The sequence below is a fragment of the Geobacillus sp. Sah69 genome (assembly GCF_001414205.1).
GTDB lineage: Bacteria > Bacillota > Bacilli > Bacillales > Anoxybacillaceae > Geobacillus > Geobacillus stearothermophilus.
Genome location: NZ_LLKS01000032.1, coordinates 331393 through 345773, shown reverse-complemented (window position 1 = coordinate 345773; position 14381 = coordinate 331393). Strand labels below are relative to the sequence as shown.

General features: G+C 55.9%; 15 protein-coding genes, 1 tRNA gene, 1 pseudogene and 1 riboswitch. Of the genes and pseudogenes, 14 read left to right on the top strand and 3 right to left on the bottom strand.

Annotation, left to right across the window (positions count from 1 at the left end):
• Window positions 1–114 precede the first annotated feature (114 nt).
• Complete coding sequence (locus tag AP057_RS08205) at window positions 115–528, bottom strand: EamA family transporter (RefSeq protein WP_055358491.1); 414 nt, start codon at window positions 526–528, stop codon at window positions 115–117.
• A 124-nt stretch (window positions 529–652) separates the two neighbouring features.
• Here AP057_RS08205 and AP057_RS08200 point away from each other — a divergent pair, with 124 nt between their 5' ends.
• The 3 genes from AP057_RS08200 (at window position 653) to AP057_RS17855 (ending at window position 3899) form a co-directional block, all read left to right on the top strand.
• The gene (locus AP057_RS08200; RefSeq protein WP_055358490.1) at window positions 653–2218 is read left to right on the top strand and encodes a plasmid pRiA4b ORF-3 family protein; all 1566 of its coding nucleotides are present in this window, start codon (window positions 653–655) and stop codon (window positions 2216–2218) included.
• Window positions 2219–2511: 293 nt separating this feature from the next.
• Window positions 2512–3363, top strand: coding sequence for a Cof-type HAD-IIB family hydrolase (locus AP057_RS08195; protein ID WP_055358489.1), 852 nt, complete (start codon window positions 2512–2514; stop codon window positions 3361–3363).
• Window positions 3364–3581: 218 nt separating this feature from the next.
• Window positions 3582–3899: a hypothetical protein gene (locus AP057_RS17855; RefSeq protein WP_235468507.1), complete on the top strand. Its 318-nt coding sequence runs from the start codon at window positions 3582–3584 to the stop codon at window positions 3897–3899.
• On the opposite strand, the pseudogene AP057_RS08185 reads toward AP057_RS17855, so the two are convergent.
• Window positions 3896–4773 (bottom strand): annotated as a pseudogene (locus tag AP057_RS08185) (IS982 family transposase). The gene AP057_RS17855 and the pseudogene AP057_RS08185 sit on opposite strands and share 4 nt — an antisense overlap.
• Before the next feature lie 156 nt (window positions 4774–4929).
• Complete coding sequence (locus tag AP057_RS08180; RefSeq protein WP_200910061.1) at window positions 4930–5811, bottom strand: glycerophosphodiester phosphodiesterase family protein; 882 nt, start codon at window positions 5809–5811, stop codon at window positions 4930–4932.
• A gap of 175 nt (window positions 5812–5986) precedes the next feature.
• Here AP057_RS08180 and AP057_RS08175 point away from each other — a divergent pair.
• The 11 genes from AP057_RS08175 (at window position 5987) to AP057_RS08125 (ending at window position 14375) form a co-directional block, all read left to right on the top strand.
• Window positions 5987–6058: transfer RNA gene (locus AP057_RS08175), tRNA-Gln, on the top strand.
• A 237-nt stretch (window positions 6059–6295) separates the two neighbouring features.
• Window positions 6296–6781, top strand: coding sequence for a ribonuclease E activity regulator RraA (gene rraA, locus AP057_RS08170; protein ID WP_049626337.1), 486 nt, complete (start codon window positions 6296–6298; stop codon window positions 6779–6781).
• A 60-nt stretch (window positions 6782–6841) separates the two neighbouring features.
• Window positions 6842–7036, top strand: a riboswitch (cobalamin riboswitch).
• Between the two features lie 184 nt (window positions 7037–7220).
• Complete coding sequence (locus AP057_RS08165; RefSeq protein ID WP_033016979.1) at window positions 7221–7619, top strand: ferredoxin; 399 nt, start codon at window positions 7221–7223, stop codon at window positions 7617–7619.
• Window positions 7620–7646: 27 nt separating this feature from the next.
• Window positions 7647–8363: an energy-coupling factor ABC transporter permease gene (locus AP057_RS08160; protein WP_230581405.1), complete on the top strand. Its 717-nt coding sequence runs from the start codon at window positions 7647–7649 to the stop codon at window positions 8361–8363.
• Between the two features lie 4 nt (window positions 8364–8367).
• Window positions 8368–8661, top strand: a complete 294-nt coding sequence (locus tag AP057_RS08155; protein WP_011231298.1) for an energy-coupling factor ABC transporter substrate-binding protein — start codon at window positions 8368–8370, stop codon at window positions 8659–8661.
• Window positions 8645–9370: an energy-coupling factor transporter transmembrane protein EcfT gene (locus AP057_RS08150; RefSeq protein ID WP_055358486.1), complete on the top strand. Its 726-nt coding sequence runs from the start codon at window positions 8645–8647 to the stop codon at window positions 9368–9370. The genes AP057_RS08155 and AP057_RS08150 overlap by 17 nt, the downstream gene beginning before the upstream one ends.
• Window positions 9367–10164: an energy-coupling factor ABC transporter ATP-binding protein gene (locus AP057_RS08145; protein WP_055358485.1), complete on the top strand. Its 798-nt coding sequence runs from the start codon at window positions 9367–9369 to the stop codon at window positions 10162–10164. Before AP057_RS08150 ends, AP057_RS08145 begins: the two co-directional genes overlap by 4 nt.
• A gap of 64 nt (window positions 10165–10228) precedes the next feature.
• The gene (gene cobJ, locus AP057_RS08140; protein ID WP_061580591.1) at window positions 10229–12010 is read left to right on the top strand and encodes a precorrin-3B C(17)-methyltransferase; all 1782 of its coding nucleotides are present in this window, start codon (window positions 10229–10231) and stop codon (window positions 12008–12010) included.
• Window positions 12011–12047: 37 nt separating this feature from the next.
• On the top strand, window positions 12048–12872 hold the full coding sequence (locus AP057_RS08135) for a sirohydrochlorin chelatase (protein ID WP_055358483.1): 825 nt from the start codon (window positions 12048–12050) through the stop codon (window positions 12870–12872).
• A 22-nt stretch (window positions 12873–12894) separates the two neighbouring features.
• Window positions 12895–13671 (top strand): precorrin-6A reductase, encoded by a 777-nt coding sequence (gene cobK / locus AP057_RS08130; RefSeq protein WP_055358482.1) that lies wholly within the window; start codon window positions 12895–12897, stop codon window positions 13669–13671.
• Window positions 13672–13727: 56 nt separating this feature from the next.
• Complete coding sequence (locus AP057_RS08125) at window positions 13728–14375, top strand: precorrin-8X methylmutase (RefSeq protein WP_055358481.1); 648 nt, start codon at window positions 13728–13730, stop codon at window positions 14373–14375.
• Window positions 14376–14381: the final 6 nt, after the last annotated feature.

The window sequence follows — 14381 nt, the reverse complement described above, 5'->3', positions numbered from 1 at the left end:
TATCGTAACATCTTTTGGATTGTCCTGTCTATAGGCTTGATGGAAAACTGCCAAAATTGAGTATGGCGGCAATATTTCGAGAAGAACAGGCTAAACGATTGAGAAGGCGGCTGGCTAAAACATCATGATCAATGTCCCGATGGTAATGAGCAGCACCCCGATTACCACTTTCGCGGACAGCGGTTCGCCGAGAAACATCGCCGCAAACAAGATCGTCAGCACCAAGCTCGACTTGTCAATGGCGGTGACGCGCGAGACATCGCCGATTTGGATTGCTTTGTAGAAACAAAGCCACGACAATCCGGTTGCTGCTCCTGAGAGGCAGAGAAACACCCAGCTTTTCGTTGAGATCACTTTGACGCCTTGATGGGCGCCTGTCATCCAGACGATCAGCCATGCGAGCACGAGCACGACAACGGTGCGAATAGCGGTCGCGAGATGGGAATTGACGTTTTCAATGCCGATTTTCGCCAGCACCGATGTCAGCGACGCAAACACCGCCGCCAACAAAGCATACACGATCCACATGCACACCCCTTCGCTTTCATTGAGAATTTTTTCATCTATTATACTACGAAAAGAGGGAAGATTTCATCATGTTTCCGTTGATCTGTTATAATAGAGGACAAGACAATGAGAAAGGAAGAAGAGAATGATTTATCAACTCAAAGTGCAATTGAAGCATACGCGCCCTCCCATTTGGCGTCGGTTGCTTGTGCCGGGGGAGATGACGTTCGCCGAGCTGCATCGCGTGTTGCAAGCCGCATTCGGCTGGATGGACCAACATTTGCATACGTTTTACATGACAAAGGTCGGCGGAACGGCGCGGCTGGGCATTGAAATCGGCAACGAAGCGGCTGGATGGGACGGCGCCGATTACGATGAGCGGGAGGAAAGGATTGGGCAATGGTTTGTCGAAGAAGGCGACCGCGCCCAATACGTGTATGATTTTGGAGATATGTGGGAGCATGACATCGTTTTGGAAAAGATCGTCGATCCAGTTCCCGACGCGTTGTATCCGTGCTGTATCAAGGCCGTGCGAGTGGGTTTGAAAGAGGACAGCTGGGGAGAAGTGCAAGCCATAGAGGAAGAGATGAGCACAGCGGAGCTGACGGCGAACGTGAATGTGGCGCTCGCCCCGTTTCAACGAAAAGTGGTGAAGGAAGAAGGTGAGGCGAAAAAAACGAAACGAGCCGCAAGCAAAGGCAGAGTCGAAGAAGTGGAACAGGATGTATGGAAAACGCTGTTCGATCAAGCGCTCGCCTACAGGGACTTGGCCCCGTGGACATGGATGGACGATGATCAAATTTTTGCCGTGGTGACTCCTGATGGGGAATCGTTGTATTGTACGGTGATCGGGGCGCTTGGCCAGGAGTACGACCTTGTCATTTACATCGGTGAGGAAGGGTATGCATGCTTGCAAGATATTTTATCTGGAACGTTGCATCCAAAAGACGCTGTGTTTAAAGAGCGCGCATTGCTCGTGTCGTTCGCGCCCCGAAACGACTTGGAAAGAGACGATAAAGCGATGTTGCGGAAGTATCACATTCCTGTGAGTGGAAAACAGCTGTTGCCGATGTTCCGCAGTTTTGCCCCTGGATATTATCCATGGTTTCTTTCGGAACAGGAAGCGGCATGGGCGGCTATGGCATTGGAACAAGCGGTCGTTGTCGCCGAGCGGCTGCGCGATGGCGAGCTGTCCCTAGCTTTGTCCGCTCGCGGCAACCGATTGTTTGCCCGGATTGCCGAACGGAGAGAAGACGGGCTTCATTGGCGCGACGGCTGGGTGTCGCGCCCGAAGGCGAAGAAAAAGGAAACACCGGTGCTTGAAATCGGAACGGACGAGTTGGAAAAGGTCAAGGCGCTCGATCGCGCCCCGCTGTTTGCGGAGTTTTCGATCGCTTATGTGAACAAGCCGATTCAGGAGCGACGCTGGGAGCGCCCGTATTTTCCGCTGCTGGCGCTGGCTGCCGATGCAGCGAGCGGAGTCATTTTGCATCACCAAGTGTTTCGCGGCCAGCTGGAGGCGAAGACGCTGCAACAAAGTTTTCTTGAATTTGCTCGCGCGCTCGGGCGTGTACCGAGCCATGTGCGCGTCACAAAGGAACACGGTCCGCTGCTGGCCCCGCTTTTGCGCGAGTTGGGTGTGAATATGAGCACAGGCCCAACCCCTCGTTCCGATGAAGTGAGGGAATTGTTTGAACAGTTTGCGATCTAAAGGTCTAGTGATTTAGTAGAAAACACTGTTAGTTCCGGTTGTTTCTTAATTAGAAAACCTTGCGAAATCAGTCTTCTTTTTTGGTGAAATGCCGCTGATTTGCGCGTGGCAACTGTTTTTCACCGGAATTCTAAGAAGAAGCCGATCGTGATGCCGAACAGGAGATGATGGGGGCAGGCGCTGGGGTACGGAGTGAAAAGCGCAGGAATTTCCGGCTTTCCACTAGCCCGCTGCTTCTGCCAGGATTCCGTTTTTCTAAGAGCGCTTTGCACGACGCAGAAAGAGGGATGAACATGTTGATTGCACTCGATATGGACGGAACGCTATTAAACAGGGAAGGAAAAATCAGTGAACGAAACCGGGCGGCCATCACCGCAGCGCAGGCGCAGGGCCACATCGTCGCCGTCGTGACAGGGAGGGCGCGCAAAGACGCGCTCGCCCCGCTTCGCGAGGCGGGCATTATCTGCCCGATTGCCAGCTTAAACGGCGCGGTCGTTTCGCTCGAAGACGGCACGGTCATCAGCGAGGCGCCGCTCGAGCGGACAATCGTCCGTCCGACGCTTGAGTGGGTGCGCGAACAGTCCGATTTGTATTGCGAGACGTACACGGGCGATGCGGTCTATGTCGGCCTGCACAACCGCGCCCAATGGGAGGCGCTCGCTTCCGGGATGGCCGATGCGGCGCCAGAGGTGAAGTGGCTCGTGAACAAGCAGTTCCAGCAGGCGCGGGTGATGTATGTTGATGACATCCGCACGGTGTGGGACGACCCGCAGACGGTGATGTATAAGCTGCTGATTTTCGCCCTCGACCGCGAGCGGCTGCGTGATGCAGCGTCGCGATTCGCCGCACTCCGTGGTGTCACGGTCACCTCGTCGCACCCGCACAATATTGAGATGAACAACGAACGGGCGACAAAAGGCGAGGCGCTCAAACAGCTCGCCGCCCATTACGGCATCGATGTGCGCGACACGGTCGCCTTTGGCGACAGCCATAATGATTTGTCGATGTTTAAGGTCGCAGGCTATCGCGTGGCGATGGACAATGCCGAGCCGGAGCTGAAAGCCATCTGCGACATGGTGACGTCCTCCCACGAAGAAGATGGGGTGGCGGCGGGGCTTGAGCGGCTGCTTGCGAAACGGGTGTAGCGGCACCCGTTTTTTTCGATTGGACGTTCACCACATCGCTTTGGATGTAGAGAGGCTCAGGTTTCCGGTGCTTGCCCCGTCTGCTGAAACGTGAATGTGTGCTGTCGGAGAGGGGAATCGTTTTCGCCGCTTATGGACAACAGTCGCATCATCATCTCAACGTATGGCAACGAAAGGGGAGAACAATGACGCACGATCGCATTCAAGACTGAATTGGAATGTGGTGGGTGCCGGTGTATACAGCGGCGGTGGCGCTGTATATGGTGGTCCAGTTTGTCGAGACGGCCCCCGTTCACTATGCTATGGGAGCTGCAGCGCTGTCAGCGTTTATTGTGTCCGCGTTTTTCGCCCGCGGGGTGTACCAGGTGTCGGGAGCTCTGTTTATTGCATTTGGTGTTGGATTGTTTTGTTTCGGATGGGCGCTGCTTGTGCGCCGGGTGAAGCGGTATGCGGTGATGGCGCTCTGCCATTGGAAAGAGCGGACAGAGGGATTGGGAAACTATTTTTTCATACCCGTGGTGCTAGTTGAGCTTTAGCGCTCAACTAGCCCAAGTGTAACCAGGGAATAAGCTAACAATATACCGTCTAGTGCCACTTCAAATCCGATAATCGAATTGGCTCGGATCCCCGTGATGCGATAGTGGTCAACCAGAACCGAGAACACCGTCTCGATCACTTTGCGTTTTTGTTGGATCCACTGCTCCCATGTCTCAGACGCACGATGTTTCTGGTTTTTTCGAGACGGAGTCCAAAGCGCCATTTGGTATTCTTCGTACAGCCTTTTTTGCAAGTCACGGCTAATGAATCCTTTGTCCCCAAAGTTATACGGGTGGGGAATTTGGGTCATCACGCTTTCGGCTGCGATTCGATCGTGGCAAGATGCTTCCGTCACCACATACCCCATTGGCAGCCCTTGATCGGTCACTTGAAGGTGCAGCTTCAACCCGTAGTACCATTGCTTTTTGGAAGCGCAATACCCGATGTCGGCGATCTCTTGAAACCGTTTGACGCGATGCATTCTTGCCGTATGGCACAATGGGAGCGGCAAGCTGTCCACGACGGCATAGGCATGATGTTGGCCRCGTTTTGCTCACGACGGCGATCCATTTGATAGCGAAGCCAAGCGCCCGGCAACGGCGGTTATACCGGGAACGTTCGAGAAACGAGCCGTTTGTGAACAAATTTCCCGTGACAAAACGATGCCACGCCCGTTCAGAAGTAAAACCGAGCAACTTTCCTAAAAGATGAATCGCGATGACCACGGCGTCTTCCTGTTTGACCAAATGGCGGTTGCGACGCTGTAGGTACATCTGAATCGATGACAGTTGAGCAGAAACAAAAACGAAAATGGCGGCATATTGCTTTTGAATCTTGGGCCCGATCTGTAGTAAAATGAAAGTGCTCTTGCATGGGGATTCTCCTTTCGAATGGCAGGTCGCACTTTCATTCTACAGGAGATCCGCCAGCAAGGGCTATTTTTATGCTTGCCCAAGTTTATCTAGCACCACGGGTAACCATAATAACATTATGTAAAAAATAAGCTCCCCCTGGCTCCCTGAAGGCGGGTCAATGACGGGGCAAACGACGGCAGGCGGCAATGCGGCCAGGGCGGTCTGGATAATCGGTGAACACACCGTCCACGCCCATGGCGCATAGGCGAGCGAGATCGTGTGGTTCATTGACGGTATAGACGTGAACCATGAGCCCGCGGCCATGGGCGGCGCGCACCCACTCTTCGGTGACGGCTGGGAGCGGCAAGCCGATGCCATCGGCATAGACGGCGATTTGTTGCAACAGCTCGTCGCGGCCACTTCGCGCTTCCTTTTCGCCGACCAATTGAATGAGCGGGACGCCGCGCGGGATGAGCGGGCGGAGCGCCTGCAAACTTTCTGGATGGAACGATTGAAACATGACGCTTCCGCGCTGGAGAACGCCGTGTTTTTGCAATAGGCGGGCGACCGCCCGTTCGATGCCGGGCTGTTTCGTTTCGACGTACAACGGAACGTTTACACGTTCCGCTTTCAGCATCCGAACCACCTCATCAAGCGTCGGAACGCATTCGCCGGCAAAGCGTGGATCGAACCACGATCCGGCATCCAATTTTTTGAGCTCACGCAATGAAAAATCGCTGACCCGCCATGGCGACCGGTGTGGGTAAACCGTTTCGACATTTGTCGTCCGGGCGAGCGTCGCATCATGCAGGGCAACGAGCTTCCCGTCTTTCGTTGCGCGCACATCGACTTCGATATAATCGGCATTCATGCGGGCGGCGAGGCGGTAGGATGAGAGCGTATGCTCCGGCGCGTGTCCGGACGCGCCGCGGTGGGCGATGACGGCGGTTTTCGGCTGGCTGGGTGGCTGCCAGGCAGCCGCGGCCGCTAAGACGATCGGCAGCGATAACAAAAACAATGCGCAAAGATAGATGCGAAAAACCGTGATCCGGCGCATAGACATCTCTTCCCTTCCAGTATCATATCAGGAAAACAAGTATTAGGGGAATACGGGGTGATATAGTGGGGAAAGGGTGCTTGTACCGATAGTGTCGCACATCAAGCAAAAGAATATTCAGGTTGATGCATAACGTGCACCATCATGTCGCATACTGTAAACGACAACAAAACGTTGGGCTATAGCCAAGCGGTAAGGCAACGGACTTTGACTCCGTGATGCGCTGGTTCGAATCCAGCTAGCCCAGCTGAATCGCCGGACGGGGCTCGTTCGTCCCGGCGGCCAAAACGGCTTCCGCCATGTTGTGCGGGGCCGTTTTTTCGTTCGCCGGAAAGCGGGGACGAGAACATCTTTTTATCGTTTTCAGCGGCCCCGCAAGGACACGCATCCGATGCCCGAGCAGAAGCAGCGCCGCAAAAAAATGTGGTGTCGGCAGGATTTTGACGAATGGTGGCGAATGAAAAAAACGAAAGGGGAGAGGATCATGAAAACAGCTGATTTATGCGATCAATGTTTAGATGAGTTGCAAGTGTGCGAACTTTCGTTTCAATCGTACGGCGGAAAACGGATGTTTTCCGGGCCGATCGCGACGGTCGACGTGTTTGAGGACAACGTCCTTGTCCGTGAAGCGCTCGAGACGGTGCTGCCGGGGACGGTGCTCGTGGTCGATGGAAAAGGCTCGCGCCGCGTGGCGCTATTAGGCGACCGGTTGGCGCAAATCGCCTGCGACCGGGGGCTTGCCGGCGTCATCATCCACGGCTGCATTCGCGATTCGGCGGAAATCGGCCGCATGCCGCTTGGGGTCATGGCGATCGGCACGTGCCCAGTGAAAAGCAAAAAAGAAGGAAAAGGCGCCCGCGACGTTGTGCTCGAGTTCGGCGGCGTCCGCTGGGAGCCGGGCGCATACGTGTACGCCGATGCCGACGGCGTTGTCGTCGCCCGCGAAGATTGGTCGGCAAAAAACGGTTGACGGCAACGCATTGGTTGTACTACGATGAAAACAGATGCTTGTTCCATGACAGCGCATATATGGCGGTAAGACAAACAAGGTGCCTAAGCCTGCTCTAGGGTTTGGGTGAAAAGGGAAGCCCGGTGAAAATCCGGCACGGTGCCCGCCACTGTGATGGGGAGCTTTGCGGCAACAAGTCACTGAAGGATGCTTCGGGAAGACGCCGTCAAGCGATGATCCTAAGTCAGGAGACCTGCCTTGTTTGGATCGGACGGATGCCTACGGGACTATAGGCAGACGTGCGGGAGAATGATGGCTGCATTGGGCCTGTTTGGGCCGTTTACGGCTTTCGTATACATTTTTCTGCACCTCTGCTGTAGAGGTGCTTTTTCTTTTGCCGAAAACCTGCCCGTCTGTCTGCGTCTAAATTCTATCATTCTAGCCAAAAAGGGGGGATTCGGTGGCGACATGGGATTTGCGGGGAATGAAGCATCATGTGCTCATTTGCAACGGAGGGACGTGCCTCCGCCATGGCGGGGATGATGTGACAACGGCGGTGCGCGAGGAGATCGCCCGTCTCGGGCTTGACGACGCTGTCCATACAACAAGGACGCGCTGCAACGGACGATGCCAAGACGCGTGCGTGATGATCGTCTATCCGCAAGGCGTCTGGTATCGACAGATAACGCCGGAGCGGGCGAAGGAGGTTGTGCGCGCTCATTTGGGTGAGGGGGTTCCGATGCGGGAGTGGGCGACGTATGAATACGAAGGCGAATTGGTGTTGACGCCAGCCGGCGAACGGGAGGCGCCAAGCGGAAAACGGAAAACGGAACATGCTGCGAAAGGAGTGAAGGGATAAATGAAGAGAGCGGTTCGATGGAGCAAAATGGCGGCTTTGTTCGTTTCCTATTTTTTGTTGACGAATGAAAATGAAGCGTATGCCATGCACATTATGGAAGGATTTTTGCCTGTCAAATGGGCGCTGTTTTGGTGGCTGTTGTTTTTGCCGTTCTTTGTGTTCGGATTGCGGCGGCTTGTGCATACGCTGAAGCAGCACCCCGAACATAAGCTTCTGATGGCGTTAGCTGGCGCGTTTACATTTGTATTGTCGGCGTTGAAAATTCCATCCGTCACCGGCAGCAGCTCGCATCCGACCGGGATCGGCTTCGGCTCGGTTTTGTTTGGACCATGGGTGATGGTGGTGATCGGCACAGTCGTTCTTCTCTTTCAAGCGCTGCTTCTTGCCCACGGAGGAGTGACGACGCTTGGGGCCAATGCGATGTCGATGGCGATCGTCGGCCCGTTCGTCGCGTACGGAGTGTATCAACTGTGCCGAAAAGGGGCGGTATCCAATCGAGCGGCTTTGTTTCTTGCCGCTTGTTTGTCTGATTTGGCTACATATGTCATGACGTCCCTGCAGCTTGCCCTGGCGTTTCCGTCTCCTGATGGGGGAGTCACCGCCTCGTTTTTGAAATTCGCCGGCATTTTTGCCATTACTCAAGTGCCGTTGGCGGTGACGGAAGGCATCATAACGGTAATCGTCTGGAACTGGCTTTCCTCCTATCAAGCTTCTCCGCTGTTCCAAAAGGAAAAGGAGGCGTAATGCGATGAAGAAAAATGGCTTGCTCGTGTTGCTGGCTGCTTTGCTTGTCATCATTCCTCTTTGGTGGGCGCGCGGATCGGAATTCGGTGGAACGGACGATCAGGCGGAAAAAGCCATTCAAACGCTCAACCCGCATTATCGGCCGTGGTTTGAGTCGATCTTCACCCCTCCAGGCGGCGAAGTCGAAACGCTTCTGTTCTCGCTGCAAGCCGCGCTTGGCGCCGGCGTGATCGGCTACGTCGTCGGGTTGTACAAAGGGCGTTCGGAGCGGAAAAACAGCCATGATTCGCGAGTTTGACCGTTGGGCGTATGACAACCGGCTGCGGGCATGGCGGGCGGAGTGGAAGCTGATCGTGGCGTTTGTTATGCTTGCCGTTGTCATGATGGGCGGCTGGCGCGAACAATGGCTTGTGCTCATCGGAATGGCGTATTGGATTGTCGCTCGTGCACGAGTGCCGTTTTCCGTGTATGGAAAAGCGATGCTCGCCGCCTCCGTTTTTTTAGGGCTCAGCCTGCTGACGCTCGTTGTGTCCGTGTCGGTTCCTTTTCAAATAACTTTCATCGACAGCCAGCTGCAGCCGGCTGCAAAGCTCGCCGTCCGCTCCCTTGCCGCCTGGTCGTGCTTGTTTTTCCTTCTCATTACGACGCCGGCGCCGGACTTGATTGCGGTGCTGAGGCGAATGCGGCTGCCGGCGGCGCTCGTGGAACTTTGCTTTCTTATGTATCGCTTTATCTTTTTGCTCGAGCAGGCGGCCGCAGAGCTGATGCTGGCGTTGCGGGCCCGCAGCGGGGGAACGTATTGGCGGCATGGCGGGATGCTGATGTACCAACTATGGATGAAAACGTGGCAGTCGTATGAAGCGTTCAGCCGTTCGCTTGCGGCGCGTGGAGGCGTCGCGTCGGCTGGGCATACGCATCAGCGGGAAAAAGCGCATGTGCCTCTTGTCGATGTTGCGGCCGGCATCATCATGGCCTTGCTGCTTGGGTGGGCATGGCGGAAAGGGTGAAAACGTTGCTGCTGCGAATGGAACGAGTGAAATACGCTTATCAAGCAGAACGGTACGTGCTGAATGGGATTGATTGGGAAATTCCAGAGCGAAAAAAATGCGCCTTGATCGGGCCAAACGGCTGCGGCAAAACGACGTTGTTTCTTCATTTGAACGGGCTGCTGCGGGCGCAGGAAGGAGCGGTGTATTGGAAAGGGCGCAACATGTATGAACGCGGCGCTGATTGGACGCAATGGCGGCGTGAAGTCGGCATCGTCTTTCAAAACCCGGAGCATCAAATCCTCGCCCCGCTCGTTCGTGATGAATTGGCGATCAGCTTAGTCCATGCCGGAATCGATCGAGAAAAAATGAGGGAGGCGCTTGCCGCGATTACGGCGGAATACCACCTTCAATCTTGGCTGGACCGCCCGACCCATCAATTCAGTCTCGGACAGAAAAAATGGCTGACGCTCTGCTGTACGATGGCGGCCAAGCCGGACTTGCTCGTATTGGACGAACCGACCGCCTATTTGGATCAGCATCAGACAAAGCAGTTTCTCAAACAAATTGACGCCATTCACCAGGCGGGAACGACTGTGTTGATCGCCACCCATGACATGGATTTCGTCTGGCAGTGGGCGGATGTCGTCGCGGTCATGCACGAAGGACGGATCGTGATGCAAGGGGCGCCCGAAGACGTATTCGCCGACCGTCAGCAGCTGTTGGACATTCGCTTGGATGTTCCGCTGTTCGTGCGGCTTTGGCAAGCATGGCGGCCAGAGGAAAAGATCGTCCCCCGATGTGTTGCGCCGTGAAAGGGACATGAGCGGCGAATGGAGTGTGAAAAATGGGTGCTAGTCGGCAAAAGGAGGGATCATGATGAGCGGCAAATTGCTCATTGTCGGCTTCGGCCCGGGAAGCGTCGACCATATGACGAAACGGGCTCGGGAAGCGATTGAAGAAAGCGACGTCATCATCGGCTACAAAACGTACATCGAACTTGTGCGCGATCTCATTGCTGGAAAAGAGATCATTAGCACGGGCATGACCGAAGAAGTGAGCCGCGCCCAAGCGGCGGTGAAGTGGGCCGAGCGCGGCAAAACGGTTGCCGTCATCTCCAGCGGCGACGCCGGGTTGTACGGCATGGCGGGGCTCGTGTATGAAGTGTTGATCGAAAAAGGGTGGACGAAAGCGAGTCCGATTGAAGTCGAAGTCATCCCCGGCATTTCCGCGATTCATTCGTGCGCGGCGCTGCTTGGCGCCCCGATTATGCACGATGCCTGTACGATCAGTTTGAGCGATCATTTGACGCCGTGGGAGCTGATTGAAAAGCGGATTGACGCCGCGGCGGCGGCCGATTTTGTCATCGCGCTGTACAACCCGAAAAGCGGGCGGCGCACTCGGCAGATTGTGGAGGCGCAGCGCATCCTGCTTCGCCACCGGTCTCCGGAGACCCCGGTCGGTCTGGTAAAAAGCGCGTATCGCGAGCGTCAGCATATCGTCCTCACCGACTTGGCGCATATGCTGGACCATGAAATCGGCATGTTGACGACGGTCATTATCGGCAACTCGACGACTTTTGTTTACGACGGGCTCATGATCACGCCGCGCGGCTACCAGCGCAAATACCAGTTGACTGCCGCCGTCCAGCCGCTCAAGCCGCATGAGCGGCTGCGCAAAGAGGCGGAGCCATGGGCGCTCGACCAGACGAAGCCGCTGAGAGAGCCGGACGAAGAAAACGGAGAAGCGTTTCGGCCGTTTGCCGCGGCTGCCTCCGCTTTCGGCGACGAGAAAGACCGCGGTTTTGCCGCCGTAGCGGTTTTGCCGCCGGCTGTGGACGCGGCCGCGAAGGAAGCTGGATTGGCGCCGGCAGCTTCCGCTTTTCCGCTGCCGGAGGAGCCATTCGTCCAAACGGAAAACCGGCCGTCATCCGCTCTGTTGCATCGGGTGAGAGAAACAGCGGAGGACGCGCTTGCAGCATTGGAAAGAAGAACGACAAAGAAGGCGTCCGCCGTGCTGTTCGAAGCGGCAGTGAGCCCAGGGGTGGCCAACAAGCAGTTTACTCCGGAGCAGCTCATCGCGCTTGCCGAAGCGGTCGGACCGGACGGGAAAATGACGTACACGCCGGATCATTATATCAAAATCGAGCGGGTGACAGAGAATCCAAAAGGGCTTGTCGATCGGCTCGCTGCTGTCGGACTGATGGTGATGCCGGTTGGTGATGTGCTGACGGTGAAGGCATGCGACTTTTGCGATGGAGAGAAAAAAGACGCCATTCCATACGCGGAGGAATTGGCGCGCCGGTTTGGCGGCATGGCGCTGCCGAAAGAGTTGAAGCTTGGCATCAACGGCTGCGGGATGGCGTGCTACGGCGCGGTGCACGAAGACATCGGGCTTGTGTACCGGAAAGGGAAATTTGATTTGTTTTTGGGCGGGAAAACGGTCGGCCGCAACGCCCATCCCGGCCAGCTCGTCGCGGAAGGCATCCCGCCGGAAGAGATGGTGGCCATTGTGGCGGACATCATTGAACAGTACAAAGAACATGCTTACCCGAACGAACGATTTCATAAGTTTTTTGCCCGCGTGAAACAAATCGGCCGCTTTTCGTACGAGGAGGCCAAGACGGCGGCGAATATCGAAACGCCGGCATGCGGTGAGTAACCTCGGATGGAGCGATATAAAAGAGAGGAGAGCGAATATGAGAGCCATTTTGTTTGTCGGCCATGGAAGCCGCGACCCGGAAGGAAATGAGCAAGTACAGCAGTTTGTCGACCGCCTGCGGCCGCGTCTTTCTGCTTCTTTCCATGTTGAAACGAGTTTTCTAGAGTTTGGCCGTCCGTCGATCAGCGAAGGGATCGCGCGGTGCGTTGAGGCCGGAGCGGCGGAAGTGGCGGTCATTCCGCTCATTTTATTGCCGGCTGGGCATTCGAAGCTGCACATCCCGGCGGAAATCGATGAGGCGAAAGCGCGCTATCCGCACATCATGTTTCGATATGGACGGCCGATCGGCGTCCATGAGCAGACAATTGCTATTTTGCGCGAACGATTGCAAGAAATCGGCGAGCGGCCGGAGCAGCCAGACGACGGCACAGCGGTCATTTTGCTCGGCCGCGGCGGGAGCGACCCGGACGCGAACAGCGACTTGTATAAAATCGCCCGCTTGTTTTGGGAACAAACGGGCTATGCGCTCATCGAGCCGGCGTTTATGGGGGTGACGACGCCGTCGCTTGATGACGCCGTCCGCCGCTGTCTCATGCTTGGGGCGAAGCGGATCGTCGTTTTGCCGTATTTTTTGTTCACCGGTGTGCTCATCAAGCGGCTTGAACAGCAAGTGGCGCAATACCGCCTCGATCACCCGCACGTCTCATTTGCGCTGGCCGATTATGTCGGCTTTCATCCGAAACTGATCGATATCGTGCTTGACCGCCTGCAAGAAGTGCTCGATCAAACGGTGGCGATGAATTGCGACATCTGTCAATACCGGCTGCACGTTTCTCACCATCATCATCACCATCATCACTAAAAAACAAAAAGGGGGAGCGCTGATGATTTTGATGTTGGCAGGGACGAGCGATGCCCGCGAATTGGCGGTGATGATCCAACAAGCTGGCTATTCGGTCACGGCGACGGTCGTCACCGATCACGCGGCCGAACAGCTTCGGTCATCCGGCATTCGCGCCTATGTCGGCCGCTTGGATGCGTCCCAGCTTGCCGATCTGGCCAAAGCCGAGGGAGCCAAAGCGATTGTCGATGCGAGCCATCCATTTGCGGAGGAGGCGTCGAAAAACGCCATGCAAGCGTCGGCCGCTGCCGAATTGCCGTACATCCGCTATGAGCGGCAGGCGTCTTCGCTTTCATCCGAGAAGGTGACATTTGTCGATAGCTATGAAGAAGCCGCCGAGCTGGCGGCGGAAAAAGGCGGCGTCGTGATGCTGACGACCGGCAGCAAAACGCTCGACATTTTCGCCGCGAGGCTCATCGGTCGCCCGGACGTCAAGGTGATTGTGCGGATGCTGCCGCGGAAAGACAATCTCGACAAATGCGAGCGGCTCGGGTTTTCCCAAGAGCAGATCGTCATGATGCAAGGGCCGTTTACGAAAGAGCTCGATCGGGCGCTATACCGCCATTTTGGCGTCACGGTCGTCGTCACGAAAGAAAGCGGCAAAGTCGGGTTTGTCGATGAGAAAATCGCTGCCGCCGAGGAGCTCGGCATTGATGTCATCGTCATCCGCCGCCCACGGTTGTCATACGGCATCGTGCATCACGATTTTGCCGGCGTGCTCGAGGCGTTGAAGCAGCATGCGCCGCTTCCGGCCGTGTAAAGAATGGGATTCTAGTGGCCGCTCATGCCAGCGATCATGAAGAAAGGAGAATTGTCATGGACTTCCATACAACATTTTGTCCGGCGACGGTGCAGCCGGAACAAATTGAAGCGCGCAGCTTTCAAATCATTGATGAAGAGATCGGCGAGCATTCATTTACAGAAGAACAATACCGAATCGTTCAGCGCGTCATCCATGCATCGGCTGATTTTGAGCTGGGCAAAAGCCTCATTTTCCACCCGGATGCGATCCGCTCAGGCATTGATGCCATTCGCAGCGGCAAGCTCGTCGTCGCCGATGTGCAAATGGTGCAAGCCGGCGTCAATCAAGCGCGGTTGGCGAAGTTCGGCAGCGCGGTGCGTGTCTATATTTCTGATGAAGACGTGATCGCGGAAGCGAAACGGTTGAATACGACGAGGGCGATTGTGGCGATGCGCAAAGCGGTGAAAGAAGCGGAAGGCGGCATTTTTGCCATTGGCAACGCACCGACTGCACTGTTGGAGCTCATTCGTCTCATCAAAGAAGGAGAAGCGCGGCCGGGGCTTGTGATCGGCTTGCCGGTCGGATTCGTCTCGGCGGCGGAATCGAAAGAAGAATTGGCGAAGCTCGATGTGCCGTTCATCACCAACCGCGGCCGCAAAGGAGGAAGCACCGTGACGGTCGCCGCTTTGAATGCGTTATCGCTGCTTGCCGAGCGAGCGTGACGAACG

Coding starts and splice junctions, on each gene's coding strand:
- AP057_RS17855 (WP_235468507.1), top strand. CDS start 3,582: ATGTGGTGGGTGCCGGTGTATACAGCGGCGGTGGCGCTGTATATGGTG.
- AP057_RS08200 (WP_055358490.1), top strand. CDS start 653: ATGATTTATCAACTCAAAGTGCAATTGAAGCATACGCGCCCTCCCATT.
- AP057_RS08150 (WP_055358486.1), top strand. CDS start 8,645: ATGATTCGCGAGTTTGACCGTTGGGCGTATGACAACCGGCTGCGGGCA.
- cobK (WP_055358482.1), top strand. CDS start 12,895: ATGATTTTGATGTTGGCAGGGACGAGCGATGCCCGCGAATTGGCGGTG.
- rraA (WP_049626337.1), top strand. CDS start 6,296: ATGAAAACAGCTGATTTATGCGATCAATGTTTAGATGAGTTGCAAGTG.
- AP057_RS08195 (WP_055358489.1), top strand. CDS start 2,512: ATGTTGATTGCACTCGATATGGACGGAACGCTATTAAACAGGGAAGGA.
- AP057_RS08155 (WP_011231298.1), top strand. CDS start 8,368: ATGAAGAAAAATGGCTTGCTCGTGTTGCTGGCTGCTTTGCTTGTCATC.
- AP057_RS08180 (WP_200910061.1), bottom strand. CDS start 5,811: ATGCGCCGGATCACGGTTTTTCGCATCTATCTTTGCGCATTGTTTTTG.
- cobJ (WP_061580591.1), top strand. CDS start 10,229: ATGAGCGGCAAATTGCTCATTGTCGGCTTCGGCCCGGGAAGCGTCGAC.
- AP057_RS08160 (WP_230581405.1), top strand. CDS start 7,647: ATGGCGGCTTTGTTCGTTTCCTATTTTTTGTTGACGAATGAAAATGAA.
- AP057_RS08125 (WP_055358481.1), top strand. CDS start 13,728: ATGGACTTCCATACAACATTTTGTCCGGCGACGGTGCAGCCGGAACAA.
- AP057_RS08135 (WP_055358483.1), top strand. CDS start 12,048: ATGAGAGCCATTTTGTTTGTCGGCCATGGAAGCCGCGACCCGGAAGGA.
- AP057_RS08205 (WP_055358491.1), bottom strand. CDS start 528: ATGTGGATCGTGTATGCTTTGTTGGCGGCGGTGTTTGCGTCGCTGACA.